The organism is Pseudonocardia sp. ICBG1034, assembly GCF_020131375.1.
Classification (GTDB): Bacteria; Actinomycetota; Actinomycetes; order Mycobacteriales; family Pseudonocardiaceae; genus Pseudonocardia; species Pseudonocardia alni.
Genome location: NZ_JAHLEK010000015.1, coordinates 1,955,510 through 1,973,612, shown reverse-complemented (window position 1 = coordinate 1,973,612; position 18,103 = coordinate 1,955,510). Strand labels below are relative to the sequence as shown.

Genomic DNA, 18,103 nt, shown 5'->3' with positions numbered 1-18,103 from the left:
CTGCCGTGCGTCCGGGCTCAGCCGCGCCAGCGCCGCTCGTAGCGCTCCCGGGCCGCGTCCCGATTCCCCGCGTCGGCCTGCTCCCGCACGGCCGCGGCGTGCCCGACCGGGTACCCGGCCTTCGCGACGCGGTGCTCGGCGGACTCGTACATGTAGGCCACCGAGTAGAAGTAGCCGAGGATGGCCCCGGCCAGCACCGACAGTGCCCGGACGTACACGGGGCCGGGGATGAGCAGGTACAGCAGCACCCCGACCGGCAGCAGCTGCACGGTGGTGCGCACGAGGTGGCGCAGCTGCCAGGTCCGGGTCGTGACGTCGTGCAGCACCCAGCCGCGGTGCCGGGCGGGCAGCCCGGCGCCGTAGACGTAGGCCAGCCACCGCAGTGGGTTCGGCCGCTCGTTCACAGTTGGTCCCCCAATTCTTGGTGCACCAACAATGTACGATGTCCGTCATGGCGAGCGCATCCCCGGACGAGGGTGACACGCGTGACGGTGACACGGGTGACGGCGACGCGACCGACGGCGACACCGGCGGGGACCTGCTGCGGCTCGACCGCCAGGTCTGCTTCGCCCTCGCCGTCGCGGCCCGCAACGTGATCGCGCTCTACCGGCCGCTGCTCGAGCCGGTGGGCCTGACCCACCCGCAGTACCTGGTGATGCTCGCGCTGTGGGAGCACTCCCCCCGCTCGCTGGGCGAGCTGGCCCGCGCGCTCGCCCTCGACCCGGGCACCTTGTCGCCGCTGCTCAAGCGCCTGGAGGCGGCCGGACTGGTCGACCGCCGCCGGGTCCCCGGCGACGAGCGGACGATGGCGGTCTCCCTCACCGACCCGGGCCGGGCGCTGCGCGCGCGGGCCGAGGCGATCCCGCCGGCGATCGTGGAGCGGCTCGGGATGCCGCTGCCCGAGCTGGAGGAGCTGCGGGCGGTGCTGGACCGGGTGATCGACGCGTCGCGGAGCTGACCGCGACGGCGTTGCCCGTACCGTCGGAGGCGTGTTGATGAACGCAGGCAACGCCGTCCTGCTGCTGGTCGACCTGCAGCAGCGCCTGGTCCCCGCGATGCGCGACGGCGAGCGTGTCGTCGCCCGGGCCGCCCGGCTCGCCGAGGCCGCGACCCTGCTCGAGGTCCCCGTGCTGGCCACCGAACAGGTCCCGGAGAAGCTGGGCCCGACCGTCGAGCGGCTCGCCGGGCTGCCGCACCTGGTGATGCCCAAGACCCGCTTCGCCGCCGACGACGACGTGCTGTTCCCGCCCGGCCGCGGCGAGATCGTCGTCGCCGGGGTGGAGGCGCACGTCTGCGTGCTGCAGACCGTGCTGGAGCTGCTCGCCGACGACCGCCGGGTGGTGCTCGTCGCCGACGCGGTCGGCTCACGGTTCGTCGAGGACGAGCAGCTGGCGCTGCAGCGCGCCCGCGCGGCCGGAGCCGAGATCGTCACCTCGGAGATGGTGCTGTTCGAGTGGCTGCGCGACGCCGCGCACCCGCGCTTCCGCGAGGTCCAGAAACTGCTGAAGTAGTCCCGGTCACCCGTTGCGGGGCTGCAGGTAGGCCGGGTCCGGGTCGGGCAGCGGCACGTCGGCCCGCCCGGCGACCAGCGGCTCGACGGCGGCGAAGAACGGCGGCGCCGCGACGGTCCCGCCGAACGCGCCGTGCCCGCAGTCGCCCAGGTGCACGGGGTCCCCGGGGCAGATCTCGGACGGGTTCGGGCCGTCGGCGAACACCATCGAGGACCCGGCGACGCCGTCGATCCCCCCGGTGCCCCCGACGAACGCGACCGACTCCGAGGAGTTGGTCGTACCCGTCTTGCCGATCGTCGGCCGCGTCCAGCCCGCGGCCCGCGCCGCGGCCGCCGAGGTACCGGACACGGTGTCCCCGCCGAGCCCGGCGGACAGGGTGTGCGCGATCCCGGGGGCGACGGCCTGCTCGCAGGCGGGCCGGTTCACCGGCACCGCGGCGCCGTCCCGGTCCGTCACCGACAGCACGGCGTCCGGGGCGCACCACACGCCGTCGCTCTGGACGGTCGCGGCCACGTTCGCCATCTCCAGGGTGGACACCGGGCTGACCCCGAGGGTGAACGACGGCAGGTCGGCGAAGAAGGCCGACTGCGGCTGGGAGATCCGCGCGTCCGGCGACGACGGGTCCGGCGTCCCGCCCGCCGCGTTCGACGCCAGCGTGTCGCGCAGTCCGAGCCGGCGCGCCATGTCGACGACCTTCGCGATGCCGGTGCGCTCCTCCAGGTCGACGAACGCGGTGTTCGGCGAGGTCGCGAGCGCGACGGGCAGCGGGATCGGGTCCGGGTAGTCCGGCGTGTCGTTGCCGACGGGGTAGCAGCTGCTCCCGGCGCCGGGGAAGCACGCCGAGGCCGGGTCGGGCAGCGTGCTGTCGTAGCCGACGGTGCCCGCCTCCAGCGCCGCGGCGGTGGTGAAGATCTTGAAGGTGGACCCGGCGCCGAAGACGTTCGACGGCGCGGCGACGAGGTCGCGGGTGGTGTCGCCGGCCGTGGCATCGGTGCCGGGCCGCCGGTTGGCGACCATGGCGAGGATCTGGTGGTCGCCGGTGGCGGCGTCGCCGTGGCCGGGCCGGATCAGCGCCAGGGTGTTGGCGACGCCGTCCTGGGTGCGCGGCACGTTCGTGTCGACCGCCTGCTGCGCCGACGCCGTCGCGGCCGGGTCGAGGGTGGTGCGGATCGTGTAGCCGCCGGTGTCGAGCTGCTGCTCGGTGAACCCGGCCCGCTCCAGCTCGGACACCGCGTACTCGCAGAGGAACCCGGCGCCGTCGGTGGCGCCGTAGCAGTTGTGCCCCGGGACCTGCGGCCCGCCGGCGCGCACCCCGAGCGGCGCGGCGGTGGCCTCAGCGGCCTGGGCGGGGGTGAGCGACCCGGCGTCGCGCATGGCCGCGATCACGGTGTTGCGCCGGTCGGTCGCGGCCTGCGGGTGGCGGAACGGGTCGAACAGGGTGGGGTTGTTGACCGCGCCCGCGAGCAGCGCGGCCTGCGGAACCGTGAGGTGCGCGGCGTCGGTGCCGAACCAGGCGCGCGCGGCGGCCTCGACGCCGTAGACGTTGCCGGTGAACTCGACGGTGTTGAGGTACCCGGCGAGCACGTCCTGCTTGGACGTGCCGTGCGCCAGGCGCTGGGCCAGCACCGCCTCGCGGATCTTGCGGGTGGGGGTGTCGGCGTGGTCGGCCCGCTGGGCGGCGGGGTCGTCGCGGTCGACGACGTCGATCAGCCAGTTCTTCACGTACTGCTGGGTGATGGTGGAGCCGCCCTGCACCGCGCCGCCCGCGGCGTCGGTGACCAGCGCGCGCAGGGTGCCGACGGGGTCCACCCCGGACTCGTCGAAGAACCGGCGGTCCTCGACGTCCACGATCGCGGCGACCATCGCCGGGGCGATCCGGTCGTAGGACACGGGGATCCGGTACTGCTCGTCGAGGTAGGCGATCGGGGTGCCGTCGCGGTCGGTGAGGACGGTCGCGGCCGGCAGTGTCGCGGCGTCGGGGAGGTCGCCGGTGGCGCCGTCCGGGACGGTGGACGCGACCGCGGCGAGGCCGGCCGCGGCCGGTGCGGCGCAACCGGCGAGCACCAGTCCCCCGGCCAGCACCGCCGCGCCGAGCCGCCGCGCGGTCCGGCCGTCGACCCGGGCGCGCCACGGCCGTCCCGCGGCCGCGGACGCCCCGCCCCGGCGACGGCCCCGCTCCCAGGTACTCCCGTGTCCACCCCGGGCGTGACGCCGGAGGCGGGCCGCCCCCGGGATCCGGTCGAGCCACTGCCGTGCCGTCGCGCGTTCCCCCACGGCGGCGATTGTGCGCCGCAACGCTGAGGGGCGCCTGAGACCCGCCCGCGCGAGTCGCTGAGAGTCAGCCGGTCAGGGCATCGAGCGCGGCCCGGGCCTGCTCGCGGAACCGCTCGACGTTGCCGAGCTTGACGTCCTCGTAGCCGCGCACCAGCTCCGCGGTCCCGGCGACCTCGACCACCGCCTCGACGGTGTCGGGTGCCAGGTGGTCGAGCGCCGCGCGGACCAGCGTCTGGTACTCCCCCACCAGCTCACGCTCCACGCGGCGGACCCCGGCCCGGCCGAACACGTCCAGCGGGGTGCCACGCAGCCTCCGGGCCGCGCGCAGTGCCCGGAACGCGGGCGCGGCCAGCCGTCCGTCGAGAGCGATCTTGCGGTTCATCCCCAGCGCGCGCAGCACCGGCGGGTGCAGCATCACCGACACCCGGGCGTCGGGCCCGAACGCGGCGTCGCGGCGGGCGGTCTCCACCGGGTCCAGGTGCAGCCGGGCGACCTCGTACTCGTCCTTGTAGGCCATGAGCCGGTGCAGGCCGCGGGCGTAGGCGGCGCCGACGCGCTCCCCGGCCGCGTCCCCGGCCCGCGCGGCGGCGATGGCCGCGACCCGGCGCACCTCCTCGGCGTAGCGGTGGGCGTAGGCGGCGTCCTGGTAGCCAGTGAGGTCGGCGATCCGGGTGGCGAGCAGGTCGGTGAACCCGGTGCCCGCGGCGACCGAGCGGGCCAGCGCCGCGGACGCCTCGTCGACGGCGACCGGGGCCGGCTGCGGCGTGACGAGCGCGCTGTGCACGGCGGTGGCGTCGATCGCGGCGGCCCGGCCCCAGCGGAACGCCGTCAGCGTGGTCTCCACGGCCGCGCCGTTGACCCGGATCGCCTCCTCCAGCGCCTCGGCCGACACCGGGAGCACCCCGTGCTGGTAGGCGGCACCGAGCAGCAGCATGTTGGTCGGGAGGTGGTCGTCGAACAGCGCCTCGGACAGCGTCTGTGCGTCGACGGCGAGCAGGTCCCGGGTGACCACGCCGATCCGCTCGACGGCGTCGTCGGTGGAGCCGGGCAGCACGACGCGGCCGGTGACCATGGCCGCGGTCGGTACGAGCGAGGTGTTGACGACGGCGACGGTGTGTCCGGGCCGGGCGACCGCGAGTGTCGCGTCGGAGGCGGTGCCGACGAGGTCCATGCCGATCAGCACGTCGGCGGTGCCGCGGGAGGCGCGCAGGATCCCGTGGTGGGGCTGCTTGGAGATCCGGACGTCCGAGACGACCGGGCCGCCCTTCTGCGCGAGCCCGACCTGCTCCAGCCCCGCGGCGAAGAGCCCGTCGAGGTGGGCGGCCATCTGCAGGATCGCCGAGGCGGTGACGACACCGGTGCCGCCGATGCCGGGCATCCGGATCAGGGTCGCGTCCGGGTCGACCCGCGGCTCGGGGGCGACGAGCGTGACCGGCAGCGCCGGGATCTCCCGGCGGGGCCGGGTGCCGGGCACCACGGTGAGGAACGACGGGCAGTCGCCCTTCAGGCAGGAGTAGTCGGTGTTGCAGGACGCCTGGTGGATGGCGGTCCTGCGACCGAACTCGGTCTCCACCGGCAGCACCGACAGGCAGGTGGACGCCTCGCCGCAGTCACCGCAGCCCTCGCAGACCCGCTCGTTGATCAGCACCTTCTCGGCCGGGGCCGGCAGCTTCCCGCGCTTGCGCAGGCGGCGCTCCTCGGCGGCACAGCGGTCGTCGTGGATCAGGACGGTGACGCCGTCGAGGGCCTTCAGCTCCTCCTCGACCGCGGAGAGCTCGTCGCGGTGACGCACGCTCGCGATCGGGTCGAGGGCGATGCCGCGGTAGTCACGCGGGCTGTCGGTGGTGACGACGATCCGGCGCACACCCTCGAGGGCGAGCGAGCGCGTGATGTCGGGGACGTTCATCCGGCCCTCGGCGCGCTGCCCGCCGGTCATGGCGACGGCGTCGTTGTAGAGCAGCTTGTAGGTCATGGTGACCCCGGCGGCGACGGCGGCGCGGATCGCGAGCGAGCCGGAGTGGTGGAAGGTGCCGTCGCCGAGGTTCTGGACGAGGGTGCGGTCGTCGGTGAACGGGGCCAGGCCGATCCACTGGGCGCCCTCGCCGCCCATCTGCGTCAGCCCGATCTGGTGGCCGCGGTGCTCGCCGTCGAGGGCGATCATCGCGTGGCAGCCGATCCCGACCCCGACGAGCGTGTCGTCGCCGGTGCGGGTGGAGGTGTTGTGCGGGCAGCCGGAGCAGAAGTACGGCGTCCGGTTCCCGAGCAGGTCCAGCCCGATCCGCGACGGCCTGGGCGGTGCGAGGCGCTCCAGGTGCGCGGTCGCCGCGGCGGGCAGGATCCGCCCGGCGGCGGTGAGCCGGGCGGCGAGGGCACGGGCGACGTCCTCGGCGCCGAGCTGGCCGCGGGCGGACAGCAGCGGGCGGCCGCGCTCGTCGCGGCGGCCGGTGACCGTGGGCCGGTGGTCGCGTCCGTAGAGCGCGTCGCGCAGGTGGCCCTCCAGGAACGGCACCTTGTCCTCGACGACGAGCACCTCGGCGCAGCCCCCGACGAGCCCGGCGAGCGCGTCGGCGTCGACCGGGAACGGCATGGCGAGGCGGATCAGGCGTACCCCGAGCGCGTCGAGCTCGGCCTCGCCCAGGCCCAGGTCCTCGCACGCCCGCAGCACGGTGGCGTAGCCGGTCCCCGAGGCGAGCACGGCGAGGTGCGGGTCGCGGGAGGTGAAGGTGACGCGGTTGAGCCCGGTCTCGCGGGCGTACTGGCGGGCCAGATCGAGCCTGCGGGTGAGCTGGTCGTGCTCGGCCTCGACGGCGGCGGGACCGACGAGCGGGCCGGACTGCGCGCGGTCGGTGGCGGGCGGGGCGGGGACGCCGAGCAGTTCCGGGCGCAGCGCACCGAGGTCGACGGTGCAGGACGCGTCGGCGACGTCGGCGATGATCTTCAGGCCGGTCCAGAGGCCGGTGGCCCGGGACAGCGCCACGGCGTGCAGCCCGAACTCGATCACCTCGGACACCGAGCCGGGCGCGAGCAGCGGCATCGCCAGTGACTGCGCCATCGGCTCGCAGGAGCTGGGCACGGTGGAGGACTTGCACGACGGGTCGTCCCCGATGACGGCGACGGCGCCGCCGAGCCGGGCGGTGCCGGCCAGGCTGCCGTGCCGGATCGCGTCGGCGGCCCGGTCGAGGCCGGGGTTCTTGCCGTACCACCAGCCGACGACGCCCTCGTGGCGGCGACCGGGGACGGCGTCGAGCAGCTGGGTGCCCGCGACGGCGGTGGCGGCGAGCTCCTCGTTGAGCCCGGGCCGGAAGACCACGCGCCCGGCGTCGAGGTGGGCACGGGCGCGGCCGAGCTCGGCGTCGAAGGTGCCGAGCGGGGAGCCCTGGTAGCCGGAGACGAACGAGGCGGTGTCGAACCCGCGGGCGGTGTCGAGGCGGGCCTGCTCGAGCACGAGGCGGACCAGCGCCTGGATCCCGCTCATCGGGGCCCGACCGTGGGCGGCGAGGTACTTGTCGTCCAGCACGGTCATTCTCGGCTCCTCGGCGAGTCGGGCGGCGCGTCCGCACCAGGACAGCGCGACGACGGCCCCGACACAATGCCTGCGGTGGCGATCGCCGCGGATACGCAACGGATACCGTCAGCAGGCCACGAGACCGTGGATCCGTTGCGCTGGAGGTGCCGTGCCCGAGACCGAGGTCGACGACCTGGACCATGCGATCCTGCGGTTGCTGCACGAGGACGCGCGCCGCACCTACGCCGACATGGCCGAGCGGGTCGGGCTGTCCACCGCCGCGACCAAGCGCCGGGTCGACCGGATGCGCGAGTCCGGGGTGATCACCGGGTTCACCGTGCAGGTCGACCACGCCAGACTGGGCTGGCCGGTCGAGGCGTTCAGCGAGATCCGCTACGCCGGCACCGCGAGCGTCTCGGAGATCGTCGACTCGGCGTCGCGCCAGCCGGAGGTGCAGGCGGTCTACACCCTGGCCGGTGACCTCGACGCCCTGGTGCAGGTCCGGGTCCGCGATCTCGCGCACCTGCAGGAGGTGATCGACCGGCTGCGGCGCAACGGCACGGTCACCGGGACCCGGACGCTGATGGTGCTGGGCCGCTGGACCCGCACCTGATCATTTGCTTACCGCAACGATCGGGTCGATCATGATCGGGTGCTCGTCCTCTGCAGTGTCACCGGTTCCCCCTCGCACGGCCGGGCCGTGCTCCCCTTCGCCCGCGCGCTGGGCGACGCGGGCCACCGGGTCGTGGTGGCGTGCCCGCCCGACATCGCGGGGGTGTTCGACGGTGCGCCGGTCGTGGTCGAGCCGGTGTTCGCGACGATGGCCGACTCCGCCGAGCACCTCGGCCCGGCCCTCGCCCGGCTCGGTGGGCCCGCCGCGCTGGCGACGCTGACCGCGACCGAGGTGACGACGGCGCTGCTGCCCACCCTGTTCGCCGGTCCGCAGGTGACGGGCTCGGCCCGGGCGCTGCTCGCGCTGGTGGAGTCGCACGGGACGCCGGACCTGGTGCTGCGCGACGGCGGCGAGACCGCGGGGTTCCTGGTGGCCGAGCACCTGGGGGTGCCGTGCGTGGCGGCGCCGTCGGGTGCGGGCAACGTCCTCTCGCCGGACGTCGTGGCCGACGCGCTGGCGGAGCGTCGCGACGAGCTCGGCTTCGCCGCCCCGGACGACCCGGCCGCGCTGCACCGGTGGGGGCGGCTGGACTGCATGCCGCCGCAGTTCTCGCTGGCGGGGCCGCAGATCGCGCCGGCGCGGGCGTTCCGCCAGGACGACCAGGTCTCCCGCGGAGAGACGCTGCCCGGCTGGGTCGGCGCGCTGCCCGGGAGCCGGCCGCTGGTCGTCGCGGGGTTGGGGACGGCGATGCCGGCGATGGCCGGGCGTGCCGAGCGCCGCGCCCCCGTCGACCCGCACGCCGCACTGCGCACGGTGGCCGAGGCGGCGTCCCGGCTCGACGCCGAGGTGGTGCTGTCCACCGGCGGCCTTCCGGTCGACGACCTGGCACTGCCCGCACACGTGCATCCCGCGCCGTGGGTGCCGCAGCCGCTGCTCCTGCAGGTCGCGGACCTGTTCCTGACCCACGGCGGCTACAACGGCGTCCGCGAGGCCGTGCGGCACGGCGTCCCGCTGGCGGTGCTGCCGCAGTTCGGGGACCAGGAGCACAACGCCCGCCGGATCGCCGAGCTCGGGCTGGGCGCGCACTGCACGCCCGACGCCGCCGAGGTCGCCGCGACGTGCGCCCGGCTCCTGGGCGACGACGACGTCCGCGCACGGATGCGCTCGGCCCAGCGCGCGATGCTGGCGCTGCCGCCGGTGGAGGACGCCGTCGGTGTCCTGGAGGACCTGGCCGCGCGTCGGGTCCCCGCGCTCGTGGCCTGACCTGCCGGGTCAGGCGGGCGGGCCGTGCGGGGCGCGCGGCCCGCAGGCGACGACGGTGCGCGCCCAGGTGCCGAACAGCACGAGCACCCCGAGCACGGTGACGATCAGGCCCGGCCCGATGTCGTCGGTGCCGGCGACCGCCGTCTGCCGCGACCACACCGCCCAGAGCCCGGTGATCGCGCCGACGCCGGTGAGGGCGGCCGCGGTCCAGGCCAGCGGCCAGAACCGGGTCAGGAGGGCGAGCACCGACACCCCCACCGCGACGACCGCGACCACGGTGAACAGCCACGGCAGCGGGCCCATCGCGGCCCGGCCGACGAGGACCTCCCACCCGGCGCCGCGGGTGGACCAGGGCATGAGCAGGGCGGCGACGACGGCGGCGACCCCCGCGCCGGCGACGACCGAGGCGGGGCCGGGGTCGATCCAGCGGTCGACCCGCCATGCGATGCGGGTGAGCTCGTCGGCGAGCTCGGGTGACGCCTGCGGGGACAGCGCGCCCGGGCCGGGCGTACGCGGTGCGCTCATGCGGCTCCCTCGTCGTCACTGCGGTGCCGGGATGTCGGGACCGCCATTGCATCACGACCGCGCCGGCCGCGGCGCCACCGACGGGGTGGCTCCGGGGGCCGGTCGGCGAGCCCGCCGCCCGGCGGTTCCGGCAGCACCGGACCGGCCGACCCGGTCGGCACCGCTCCCCTAGGCGGCGCGCACGGCGCAGCGGCAGGGCGCGCCCTGCTGGCAGCCGCAGCCGCAGGTACTCGCGCACCCGCAGGCCGAGGTCGCCGCGCCCACCGGGTCATGTCCCGCCGACCCGCTGCAGCAGCCGCCGTCGAGGCAGCTCAACCGTGGGACGGCCGGGAGCGGTGGTGCCGGTGCCGGGGCGGAGACGCCGAGCGCGGCGAGTACCCGGTCGGTGAGATCGGGGACCGGGTCCGCCGGACCGACCCGCGCGAGCCGTCCGAGCCGGTCGGCGCCGTCGGCGAAGACGCGGCAGGACGCGCACCCGGCGAGGTGGTCCTCGGCCGCCGCGCGCTCGTCGTCGCCCGCCTCACCGTCGAGACGGGCGGACAGCACCTCGCGGTAGCCCTGACAGTCCATACCGTCACTGTCGTACACGAGGCCCGTCCGGTTCCACCCGACCCCCGTCTGTGTTCCGTCCGCGCGTCCCGAGACCGACGACGTGCGCGGTGAGGACGGTGCGCGGCCAGGGCTCGACCTCGCTCGACGCGGCCCGTCGGGCGGGTCCGGTCTCGTCTACGGGGGTCTGCTCTGGCCGGCCCGGGTCCACCGCGAGCTCGCGGCGCTGCTGCGCGCCGACGGCTTCTCGTGTGTCGACGACGCCGTGGGCGCCGATCTCTGACGCCCGCGGCGCCTGTGATCCCGCCGGTCACCCTCCGCGCATCCCACGTCGCACACGTTTCTGTGACCTCGCAGGCCCTGCAGCGGGTGCGAGGTCACAGGAAGGTGTGCGAGGTGCGGCCGGCCCACCAGCAGGACCGGACCGAGATGCGACTCCCGACTCCGCCGGGGGAGCGGCACGCCCGGACCACGGACACACCGACACCCGGGCCGGGCCGGGTATCACGCATCGGACCGAGAAACGGCCCGGAAACGAGAAATGCCCCGGACTCGGAGGTCCGGGGCATATCCCATGAAAGTTGAATGTCGGCGGCGACCTACTCTCCCACACCCTGGCGAGTGCAGTACCATCGGCGCTGGAAGGCTTAGCTACCGGGTTCGGAATGGGACCGGGCGTTTCCCTACCGCAATGACCACCGACAACACTATCCAACTATCACCCCACCCCGAACCCGGGACGAGGGTCGAGCACACAAACCGACTCCACACCTGCCCCGGGCGTACCCGGGGACAGTGTGGATGGTTGTGGACTCAGGGTCACACAGTGGATGCGAACAACTCGTTGTGGCAAGCCCTCGGCCTATTAGTACCGGTCAACTCCACCCCTCACAGGGCTTCCATCTCCGGCCTATCAACCCAGTCATCTACTGGGAGCCTTACCCACTCGAAGGTGGTGGGAGACCTCATCTTGGAACAGGCTTCCCGCTTAGATGCCTTCAGCGGTTATCCCTCCCGAACATAGCCAACCAGCCGTGCCCCTGGCGGGACAACTGGCACACCAGAGGTTCGTCCGTCCCGGTCCTCTCGTACTAGGGACAGCCTTCCTCAAGTCTCCAACGCGCGCGGCGGATAGGGACCGAACTGTCTCACGACGTTCTAAACCCAGCTCGCGTACCGCTTTAATGGGCGAACAGCCCAACCCTTGGGACCTACTCCAGCCCCAGGATGCGACGAGCCGACATCGAGGTGCCAAACCATGCCGTCGATATGGACTCTTGGGCAAGATCAGCCTGTTATCCCCGGGGTACCTTTTATCCGTTGAGCGACACCCCTTCCACAAGGTGGTGCCGGATCACTAGTCCCGACTTTCGTCCCTGCTCGACCCGTCAGTCTCACAGTCAAGCTCCCTTGTGCACTTACACTCAACACCTGATTGCCAACCAGGCTGAGGGAACCTTTGGGCGCCTCCGTTACTCTTTGGGAGGCAACCGCCCCAGTTAAACTACCCACCAGGCACTGTCCCTGAACCAGATCATGGCCCGAGGTTAAGACACCCAATTCGACCAGAGTGGTATTTCAACAACGACTCCACCACCACTGGCGTGGCGATTTCACAGTCTCCCACCTATCCTACACAAGCCGAACCGAGCACCAATACCAAGCTATAGTAAAGGTCCCGGGGTCTTTCCGTCCTGCCGCGCGTAACGAGCATCTTTACTCGTAGTGCAATTTCGCCGAGTCTGTGGTCGAGACAGCGCCCAAGTCGTTACGCCATTCGTGCAGGTCGGAACTTACCCGACAAGGAATTTCGCTACCTTAGGATGGTTATAGTTACCACCGCCGTTTACTGGCGCTTAAATTCTCCGCTTCGCCCCGAAGAGCTAACAGGTCCTCTTAACGTTCCAGCACCGGGCAGGCGTCAGTCCGTATACATCGTCTTGCGACTTCGCACGGACCTGTGTTTTTAGTAAACAGTCGCTTGGGCCTGGTCTCTGCGACCGGCCGTCCCTAGCCCGCAAGGAGCCTCAAGACAACCGGCCCTCCTTCTCCCGAAGTTACGGAGGTATTTTGCCGAATTCCTTAACCACAGTTCGCTCGATCGCCTCGGTATTCTCTACCTGACCACCTGTGTCGGTTTGGGGTACGGGCCGCAACAGCACTCGCTAGAGGCTTTTCTCGACAGCATGGGATCACCCTCTTCGCCTCAATCGGCTACGCATCACCTCTCACCCTTTGATGAGCCCCGGATTTACCTAGGACTCGGGCTACAGGCTTACACCACGACAACCACCGCGTGGCGGAGCTACCCTCCTGCGTCACCCCATCACTTGCCTACTACCAGATCGGATCCCACGCTCCCCCACAAACAACACTCCCGAAGGAGCGAAGGTGGGTTCGGATGGTTAGCATCACCAGCCTCGGCATGGACGCACTATCACGAGCACGGGAATATCAACCCGTTGTCCATCGACTACGCCTGACGGCCTCGCCTTAGGTCCCGGCTCACCCTGGGCGGAACAACCTGGCCCAGGAACCCTTGGTCATCCGGCGGCAGAGATTCTCACTCTGCATTCGCTACTCATGCCTGCATTCTCACTCCCACACCCTCCACCCGTAAATCACTCCCGGGCTTCACCAGATGCAGGACGCTCCCCTACCCAACAACACAAAAGTGTCATTGCCACGGCTTCGGCGGTGCGCTTGAGCCCCGCTACATTGTCGGCGCAGGACCACTTGACCAGTGAGCTATTACGCACTCTTTCAAGGGTGGCTGCTTCTAAGCCAACCTCCTGGTTGTCCGGGCGATCCCACATCCTTTCCCACTTAGCGCACGCTTAGGGGCCTTAGCCGGTGATCTGGGCTGTTTCCCTCTCGACCACGAAGCTTATCCCCCGCAGTCTCACTGCCGCGCTCTCACTCACCGGCATTCGGAGTTTGGCTGACTTCGGTAAGCTTGTCGGCCCCCTAGGCCATCCAGTGCTCTACCTCCGGTGAGAAACACACGACGCTGCACCTAAATGCATTTCGGGGAGAACCAGCTATCACGAAGTTTGATTGGCCTTTCACCCCTACCCACAGCTCATCCCCCAGGTTTTCAACCCTGGTGGGTTCGGGCCTCCACGACGTCTTACCGACGCTTCACCCTGGCCATGGGTAGATCACTCCGCTTCGGGTCTACACCCCGCGACTCACACGCCCTATTCGGACTCGCTTTCGCTACGGCTACCCCACACAGGTTAACCTCGCCACGAAGCATAACTCGCAGGCTCATTCTTCAAAAGGCACGCCATCACCCCGAAAGGCTCTGACGGCTTGTAAGCACACGGTTTCAGGTACTATTTCACTCCCCTCCCGGGGTACTTTTCACCTTTCCCTCACGGTACTTGTCCGCTATCGGTCACCAGGTAGTATTTAGGCTTGACGGGTGGTCCCGCCAGATTCACAGCGAATTTCACGGGCTCGCTGCTACTCGAGAACACGCCCACAACAGAACCCAATGTTTTCGCGTACGGGGCTATCACCCACTACGGCCGACCATCCCAGAGTCGTTCCGCTAACACAGATTCCTGCTGTCCCACCCTCGGCAGAAGATGAACGACACGTCTCACAACCCCGCACCCGCAACGCCTGCCGGCTTGACACGGACACGGTTTAGCCTCTTCCGCTTTCGCTCGCCACTACTCACGGAATCACTATTGTTTTCTCTTCCTGTGGGTACTGAGATGTTTCACTTCCCCACGTTCCCTCCACGCACCCTATGAATTCAGGTACGGGTAACGCCCCATGACGGGCGCTGGGTTTCCCCATTCGGACACCCTCGGATCACAGCTCGGTTGACAGCTCCCCGAGGCCTATCGCGGCCTCCCACGTCCTTCATCGGCTCCTGATGCCCAGGCATCCACCATGTGCTCTTAACAACTTGACCACAACAAGATGCTCGCATCCACTATGCAACACTCAACCCACAACCACACCAGACCAAGAAGAAACCACCACACCCGGAACCAACCGGGGCGTTAGGACAACCCTCGACCTGAGCGGCCAAAGAAAACAACCCACCAGCTCCGAAGAACCACAGGATGTCTTCTCAGGACCCAACAGTGTGCCAAGCCAAACGGTCCGACGTACTGCGTTCCACCCAACGCACCCGACCCACGAACGAGGCCGCAAATGCGATTCAATGAAGGAACCACAGACTCACCATGAGCACAACTCACAGAGCATCGTGGTGCCCCACCACATGATGGGACTCCTTAGAAAGGAGGTGATCCAGCCGCACCTTCCGGTACGGCTACCTTGTTACGACTTCGTCCCAATCGCCAGTCCCACCTTCGACAGCTCCCTCCACAAGGGTTGGGCCGCCGGCTTCGGGTGTTACCAACTTTCGTGACGTGACGGGCGGTGTGTACAAGGCCCGGGAACGTATTCACCGCAGCGTTGCTGATCTGCGATTACTAGCGACTCCAACTTCACGGGGTCGAGTTGCAGACCCCGATCCGAACTGAGACTCACTTTAAGGGATTCGCTCCACCTCACGGTCTCGCAGCCCTCTGTATGAGCCATTGTAGCATGTGTGAAGCCCTGGACATAAGGGGCATGATGACTTGACGTCATCCCCACCTTCCTCCGAGTTGACCCCGGCAGTCTCCCATGAGTCCCCACCATTACGTGCTGGCAACATGGAACAAGGGTTGCGCTCGTTGCGGGACTTAACCCAACATCTCACGACACGAGCTGACGACAGCCATGCACCACCTGCACACCAACCACAAGGGAAGCCCTATCTCTAGGGATGTCTGGTGCATGTCAAACCCAGGTAAGGTTCTTCGCGTTGCATCGAATTAATCCACATGCTCCGCCGCTTGTGCGGGCCCCCGTCAATTCCTTTGAGTTTTAGCCTTGCGGCCGTACTCCCCAGGCGGGGCGCTTAATGCGTTAGCTGCGGCACAGAAACCGTGGAATGGTCCCCACACCTAGCGCCCAACGTTTACGGCGTGGACTACCAGGGTATCTAATCCTGTTCGCTCCCCACGCTTTCGCTCCTCAGCGTCAGTATCGGCCCAGAGACCCGCCTTCGCCACCGGTGTTCCTCCTGATATCTGCGCATTTCACCGCTACACCAGGAATTCCAGTCTCCCCTGCCGAACTCAAGTGATGCCCGTATCGACCGCACGCTCAGAGTTAAGCCCCAAGTTTTCACGGCCGACGCGACACACCGCCTACGAGCTCTTTACGCCCAATAATTCCGGACAACGCTCGCACCCTACGTGTTACCGCGGCTGCTGGCACGTAGTTGGCCGGTGCTTCTTCTCCAGGTACCGTCAATTGCTCTTCGTCCCTGGCGAAAGAGGTTTACAACCCGAAGGCCGTCATCCCCCACGCGGCGTCGCTGCGTCAGGCTTCCGCCCATTGCGCAATATTCCCCACTGCTGCCTCCCGTAGGAGTCTGGGCCGTGTCTCAGTCCCAGTGTGGCCGGTCGCCCTCTCAGGCCGGCTACCCGTCACCGCCTTGGTAGGCCATCACCCCACCAACAAGCTGATAGGCCGCGGGCCCATCCCCCACCGAAAAAACTTTCCACCACCAACCATGCGATCAGTGGTCCTATCCGGTATTAGACCCAGTTTCCCGGGCTTATCCCAGAGTGGAGGGCAGGTCACCCACGTGTTACTCACCCGTTCGCCGCTCGTGTACCCCCGAAAGGGCCTTACCGCTCGACTTGCATGTGTTAAGCACGCCGCCAGCGTTCGTCCTGAGCCAGGATCAAACTCTCCAACAAAACCCTGACTTGCAACAAACAACTGGCCACAACACCCGACGGGATCGAATGCTGCAACCAAACAAACAATTTGGCACAAAACGCCAAACCGAATCAAAATAGCTCGACACACTGTTGAGTTCTCAAAAGACACCCGCACCGCACTCACCCACCCCCACACAAGGAAGCAGGATCCTGAAGACGGATCGCCTTGACCCACCAAGACAATCACACCGAGAAACTCGATGAACCACCGGGGGTCGCTGTCCGCGGGGCCTGTTGACCGAACCCCTCAGGGCCCGTTCTGTCCGGCTCACTCGCTGACGGGAAGAAAGTTACACGGCCCGTCGGACGCCGTTCACAGGGGGGTCGGTTTTCTGCATCGTCGCAGGCCAGCGGGCTCGTGGCGCTGCAGCCCCGGCTTGCTCGGCCGACGGGCCGCAGGCGCGGCGTCGTCGCACCCCGTCCGGGACCGGGCCGGCGCGTGTGACCGGGACATCGGGGACAAACGATAACCGTCGTGGTTATCGTTCTGGTGATGTCGACTCACCCGGACGGACCCGGCTCCGCCACCCCCCTGCTCGCGATCGAGGCGCTGACGGTCACCATCGGCGGTCGCGACGTCGTCGACGGGGTGGGCCTGCGGGTCGGACCGGGTGAGCGGGTCGCGCTCCTCGGCCCGTCGGGGTCCGGCAAGTCCCTGACCGCTGCCGCGGTGCTCGGGCGCCTCCCCGCCGTCGCGTCGCTGCGGGGCCGCGTCCTGCTGGGCGGTACCGACGTGGGCGCGGTCCCGGCCGCGCGGAGGGACCGCGCGGTCCGGCTGGCGGCCGTCGGGCAGGACACCCGCACCGCGCTCAATCCCCTGGTGGCGGTGGGGACCCAGCTGCGTGCCGCGGTGCGGGCCAACGGGGGTGACGACCGGCCCGGGGCCCTGCGGGAGGCCCTCGCGGCGACCGGCATCGAGGACCCCGGCCGCGTCCTGGGCGGGCATCCCGGCGAGCTGTCCGGCGGGCAGCGCCAGCGCGTGCAGCTGGCGCTCGCCCTGGCCTGCCGCCCGCACCTGCTGGTCGCGGACGAGCCGACCACGGCCCTGGACCCGGTCAACCGGCGGCGCGTGCTCGACCTGCTGGCGTCCGGCCTGGCCGGTTCCGGGACCGCTCTGCTGTTCATCAGCCACGACACCGCCGCCGCACACGAGCTCTGCGACCGCGCCGTGCATCTGCGCGGGGGGCGCGTCGTCGATCCCGCTCCCCTGCCGGCACACACCCGGCGGCCCGCTCCCGCGGCGTCCGCCGGCCCCGGTGGCCCGCTGCTCGTCGCCCGTGGCCTGCACCGCGTCCACCCCGGGCCCGGACGGCGTCGCCCGGCGCCGGTGCCCGCGCTGCGCGGGGTCGACCTCACCGTGCACGCGGGCGAGCGCGTCGCCCTGGCCGGGACGTCGGGGGCGGGGAAGTCCACGCTGCTCCGGATCCTGCTCGCCCTCGAGCCCGCCGACGCGGGGTCGGTCACCGCCGACGGCGCGGACGTCCGTCCCGGACCCGTGCGGCGGCTGCGTGCCTTCCGCCGCGCCGTGCAGTACGTCCCGCAGGACCCCGCCGGGTCGCTCGACCCGCGGATGACCGCGCGCGAGCTCGTCGCCGAACCGCTGCGCCGCCTCGGGGGCCCGGCCACCCGGTCCGCGGCCGGGCGGACCCGTGCGGCGGCGGCCGCGCTCGACGACGTCGGCCTGCCCGCGGCGCTGGCCGACCGGCGTCCGGGCGAGCTGTCCGGGGGTCAGGCCCAGCGGGTCGCGCTGGCGCGCGCGCTCGTCGTCGGGCCGCGCCTGCTGCTCGCCGACGAGCCGGTGAGCGGGCTCGACCCGGCGCTGCGCGACCAGGTCGTCGACCTGCTCGCCGACACCTGCGCCGCTCGCGGCACCGGACTGCTCCTGGTGTCGCACGACCTGGCGGTCGCGGCGGCGCTCTGCCCGCGCACCGTCGTCCTGCACGACGGCCTGGTCGTCGAGGACCGGCCGACCGCCGAGCTGCTCGCCGCGCCGCAGCACCCCGCCGTCGCCGCGCTCGTCGGCGCCACGGCCCCCCTGTCCGTCTGAACCGTCCCACCA

General features: G+C 70.5%; 11 protein-coding genes and 3 rRNA genes. 6 read left to right on the top strand and 8 right to left on the bottom strand.

The features are described 5' to 3' along the window. Positions 1–17: 17 nt before the first annotated feature. The gene (locus KPF22_RS10775) at positions 18–404 is read right to left on the bottom strand and encodes a DUF5313 family protein (protein ID WP_224401945.1); all 387 of its coding nucleotides are present in this window, start codon (positions 402–404) and stop codon (positions 18–20) included. A gap of 47 nt (positions 405–451) precedes the next feature. On the opposite strand from KPF22_RS10775, the gene KPF22_RS10770 reads away from it, so the two are divergent. Further along, the gene (locus KPF22_RS10770) at positions 452–958 is read left to right on the top strand and encodes a MarR family winged helix-turn-helix transcriptional regulator (protein ID WP_224401944.1); all 507 of its coding nucleotides are present in this window, start codon (positions 452–454) and stop codon (positions 956–958) included. A 37-nt stretch (positions 959–995) separates the two neighbouring features. After that, positions 996–1,511, top strand: a complete 516-nt coding sequence (locus KPF22_RS10765) for an isochorismatase family protein (protein ID WP_224402411.1) — start codon at positions 996–998, stop codon at positions 1,509–1,511. A 6-nt stretch (positions 1,512–1,517) separates the two neighbouring features. Here the strand turns inward: KPF22_RS10765 and KPF22_RS10760 are convergent, their stop codons facing one another. Both KPF22_RS10760 and KPF22_RS10755 read right to left on the bottom strand, forming a co-directional pair. Then, positions 1,518–3,785 carry a transglycosylase domain-containing protein gene (locus tag KPF22_RS10760; protein ID WP_224401943.1) on the bottom strand — a complete coding sequence of 756 codons (2,268 nt, stop codon included), beginning with the start codon at positions 3,783–3,785 and terminating at the stop codon, positions 1,518–1,520. A gap of 64 nt (positions 3,786–3,849) precedes the next feature. Beyond that, entirely contained in the window at positions 3,850–7,308 is a 3,459-nt protein-coding gene (locus KPF22_RS10755; RefSeq protein ID WP_224401942.1) for an indolepyruvate ferredoxin oxidoreductase family protein, read from the bottom strand. Between the two features lie 151 nt (positions 7,309–7,459). Here KPF22_RS10755 and KPF22_RS10750 point away from each other — a divergent pair, with 151 nt between their 5' ends. Further along, positions 7,460–7,903, top strand: a complete 444-nt coding sequence (locus KPF22_RS10750; RefSeq protein ID WP_179762271.1) for an Lrp/AsnC family transcriptional regulator — start codon at positions 7,460–7,462, stop codon at positions 7,901–7,903. Between the two features lie 39 nt (positions 7,904–7,942). After that, a complete protein-coding gene (locus tag KPF22_RS33070; RefSeq protein WP_208825807.1) occupies positions 7,943–9,166 on the top strand; it encodes a glycosyltransferase in 1,224 nt (407 codons plus the stop codon). Positions 9,167–9,175: 9 nt separating this feature from the next. On the opposite strand, the gene KPF22_RS10740 is transcribed toward KPF22_RS33070, so the two are convergent. Both KPF22_RS10740 and KPF22_RS10735 read right to left on the bottom strand, forming a co-directional pair. Further along, a complete protein-coding gene (locus KPF22_RS10740) occupies positions 9,176–9,691 on the bottom strand; it encodes a hypothetical protein (protein ID WP_208825809.1) in 516 nt (171 codons plus the stop codon). A 168-nt stretch (positions 9,692–9,859) separates the two neighbouring features. After that, positions 9,860–10,261, bottom strand: a complete 402-nt coding sequence (locus tag KPF22_RS10735; RefSeq protein WP_224401941.1) for a zf-HC2 domain-containing protein — start codon at positions 10,259–10,261, stop codon at positions 9,860–9,862. An 82-nt stretch (positions 10,262–10,343) separates the two neighbouring features. Here KPF22_RS10735 and KPF22_RS10730 point away from each other — a divergent pair, with 82 nt between their 5' ends. After that, positions 10,344–10,523, top strand: coding sequence for a hypothetical protein (locus KPF22_RS10730; protein WP_224401940.1), 180 nt, complete (start codon positions 10,344–10,346; stop codon positions 10,521–10,523). A 303-nt stretch (positions 10,524–10,826) separates the two neighbouring features. On the opposite strand, the gene rrf is transcribed toward KPF22_RS10730, so the two are convergent. From rrf to KPF22_RS10715, 3 genes are all read right to left on the bottom strand, one after another. Continuing rightward, positions 10,827–10,943 (bottom strand): 5S ribosomal RNA (rrf, locus tag KPF22_RS10725). Positions 10,944–11,085: 142 nt separating this feature from the next. Continuing rightward, positions 11,086–14,168, bottom strand: a 23S ribosomal RNA gene (locus KPF22_RS10720). Positions 14,169–14,500: 332 nt separating this feature from the next. Further along, positions 14,501–16,020: ribosomal RNA gene (locus KPF22_RS10715) — 16S ribosomal RNA — on the bottom strand. The 16S, 23S and 5S rRNA genes sit together here, the layout of an rRNA operon. Before the next feature lie 517 nt (positions 16,021–16,537). Here KPF22_RS10715 and KPF22_RS10710 point away from each other — a divergent pair. Beyond that, positions 16,538–18,091, top strand: a complete 1,554-nt coding sequence (locus tag KPF22_RS10710) for an ABC transporter ATP-binding protein (protein ID WP_224401939.1) — start codon at positions 16,538–16,540, stop codon at positions 18,089–18,091. Positions 18,092–18,103: the final 12 nt, after the last annotated feature.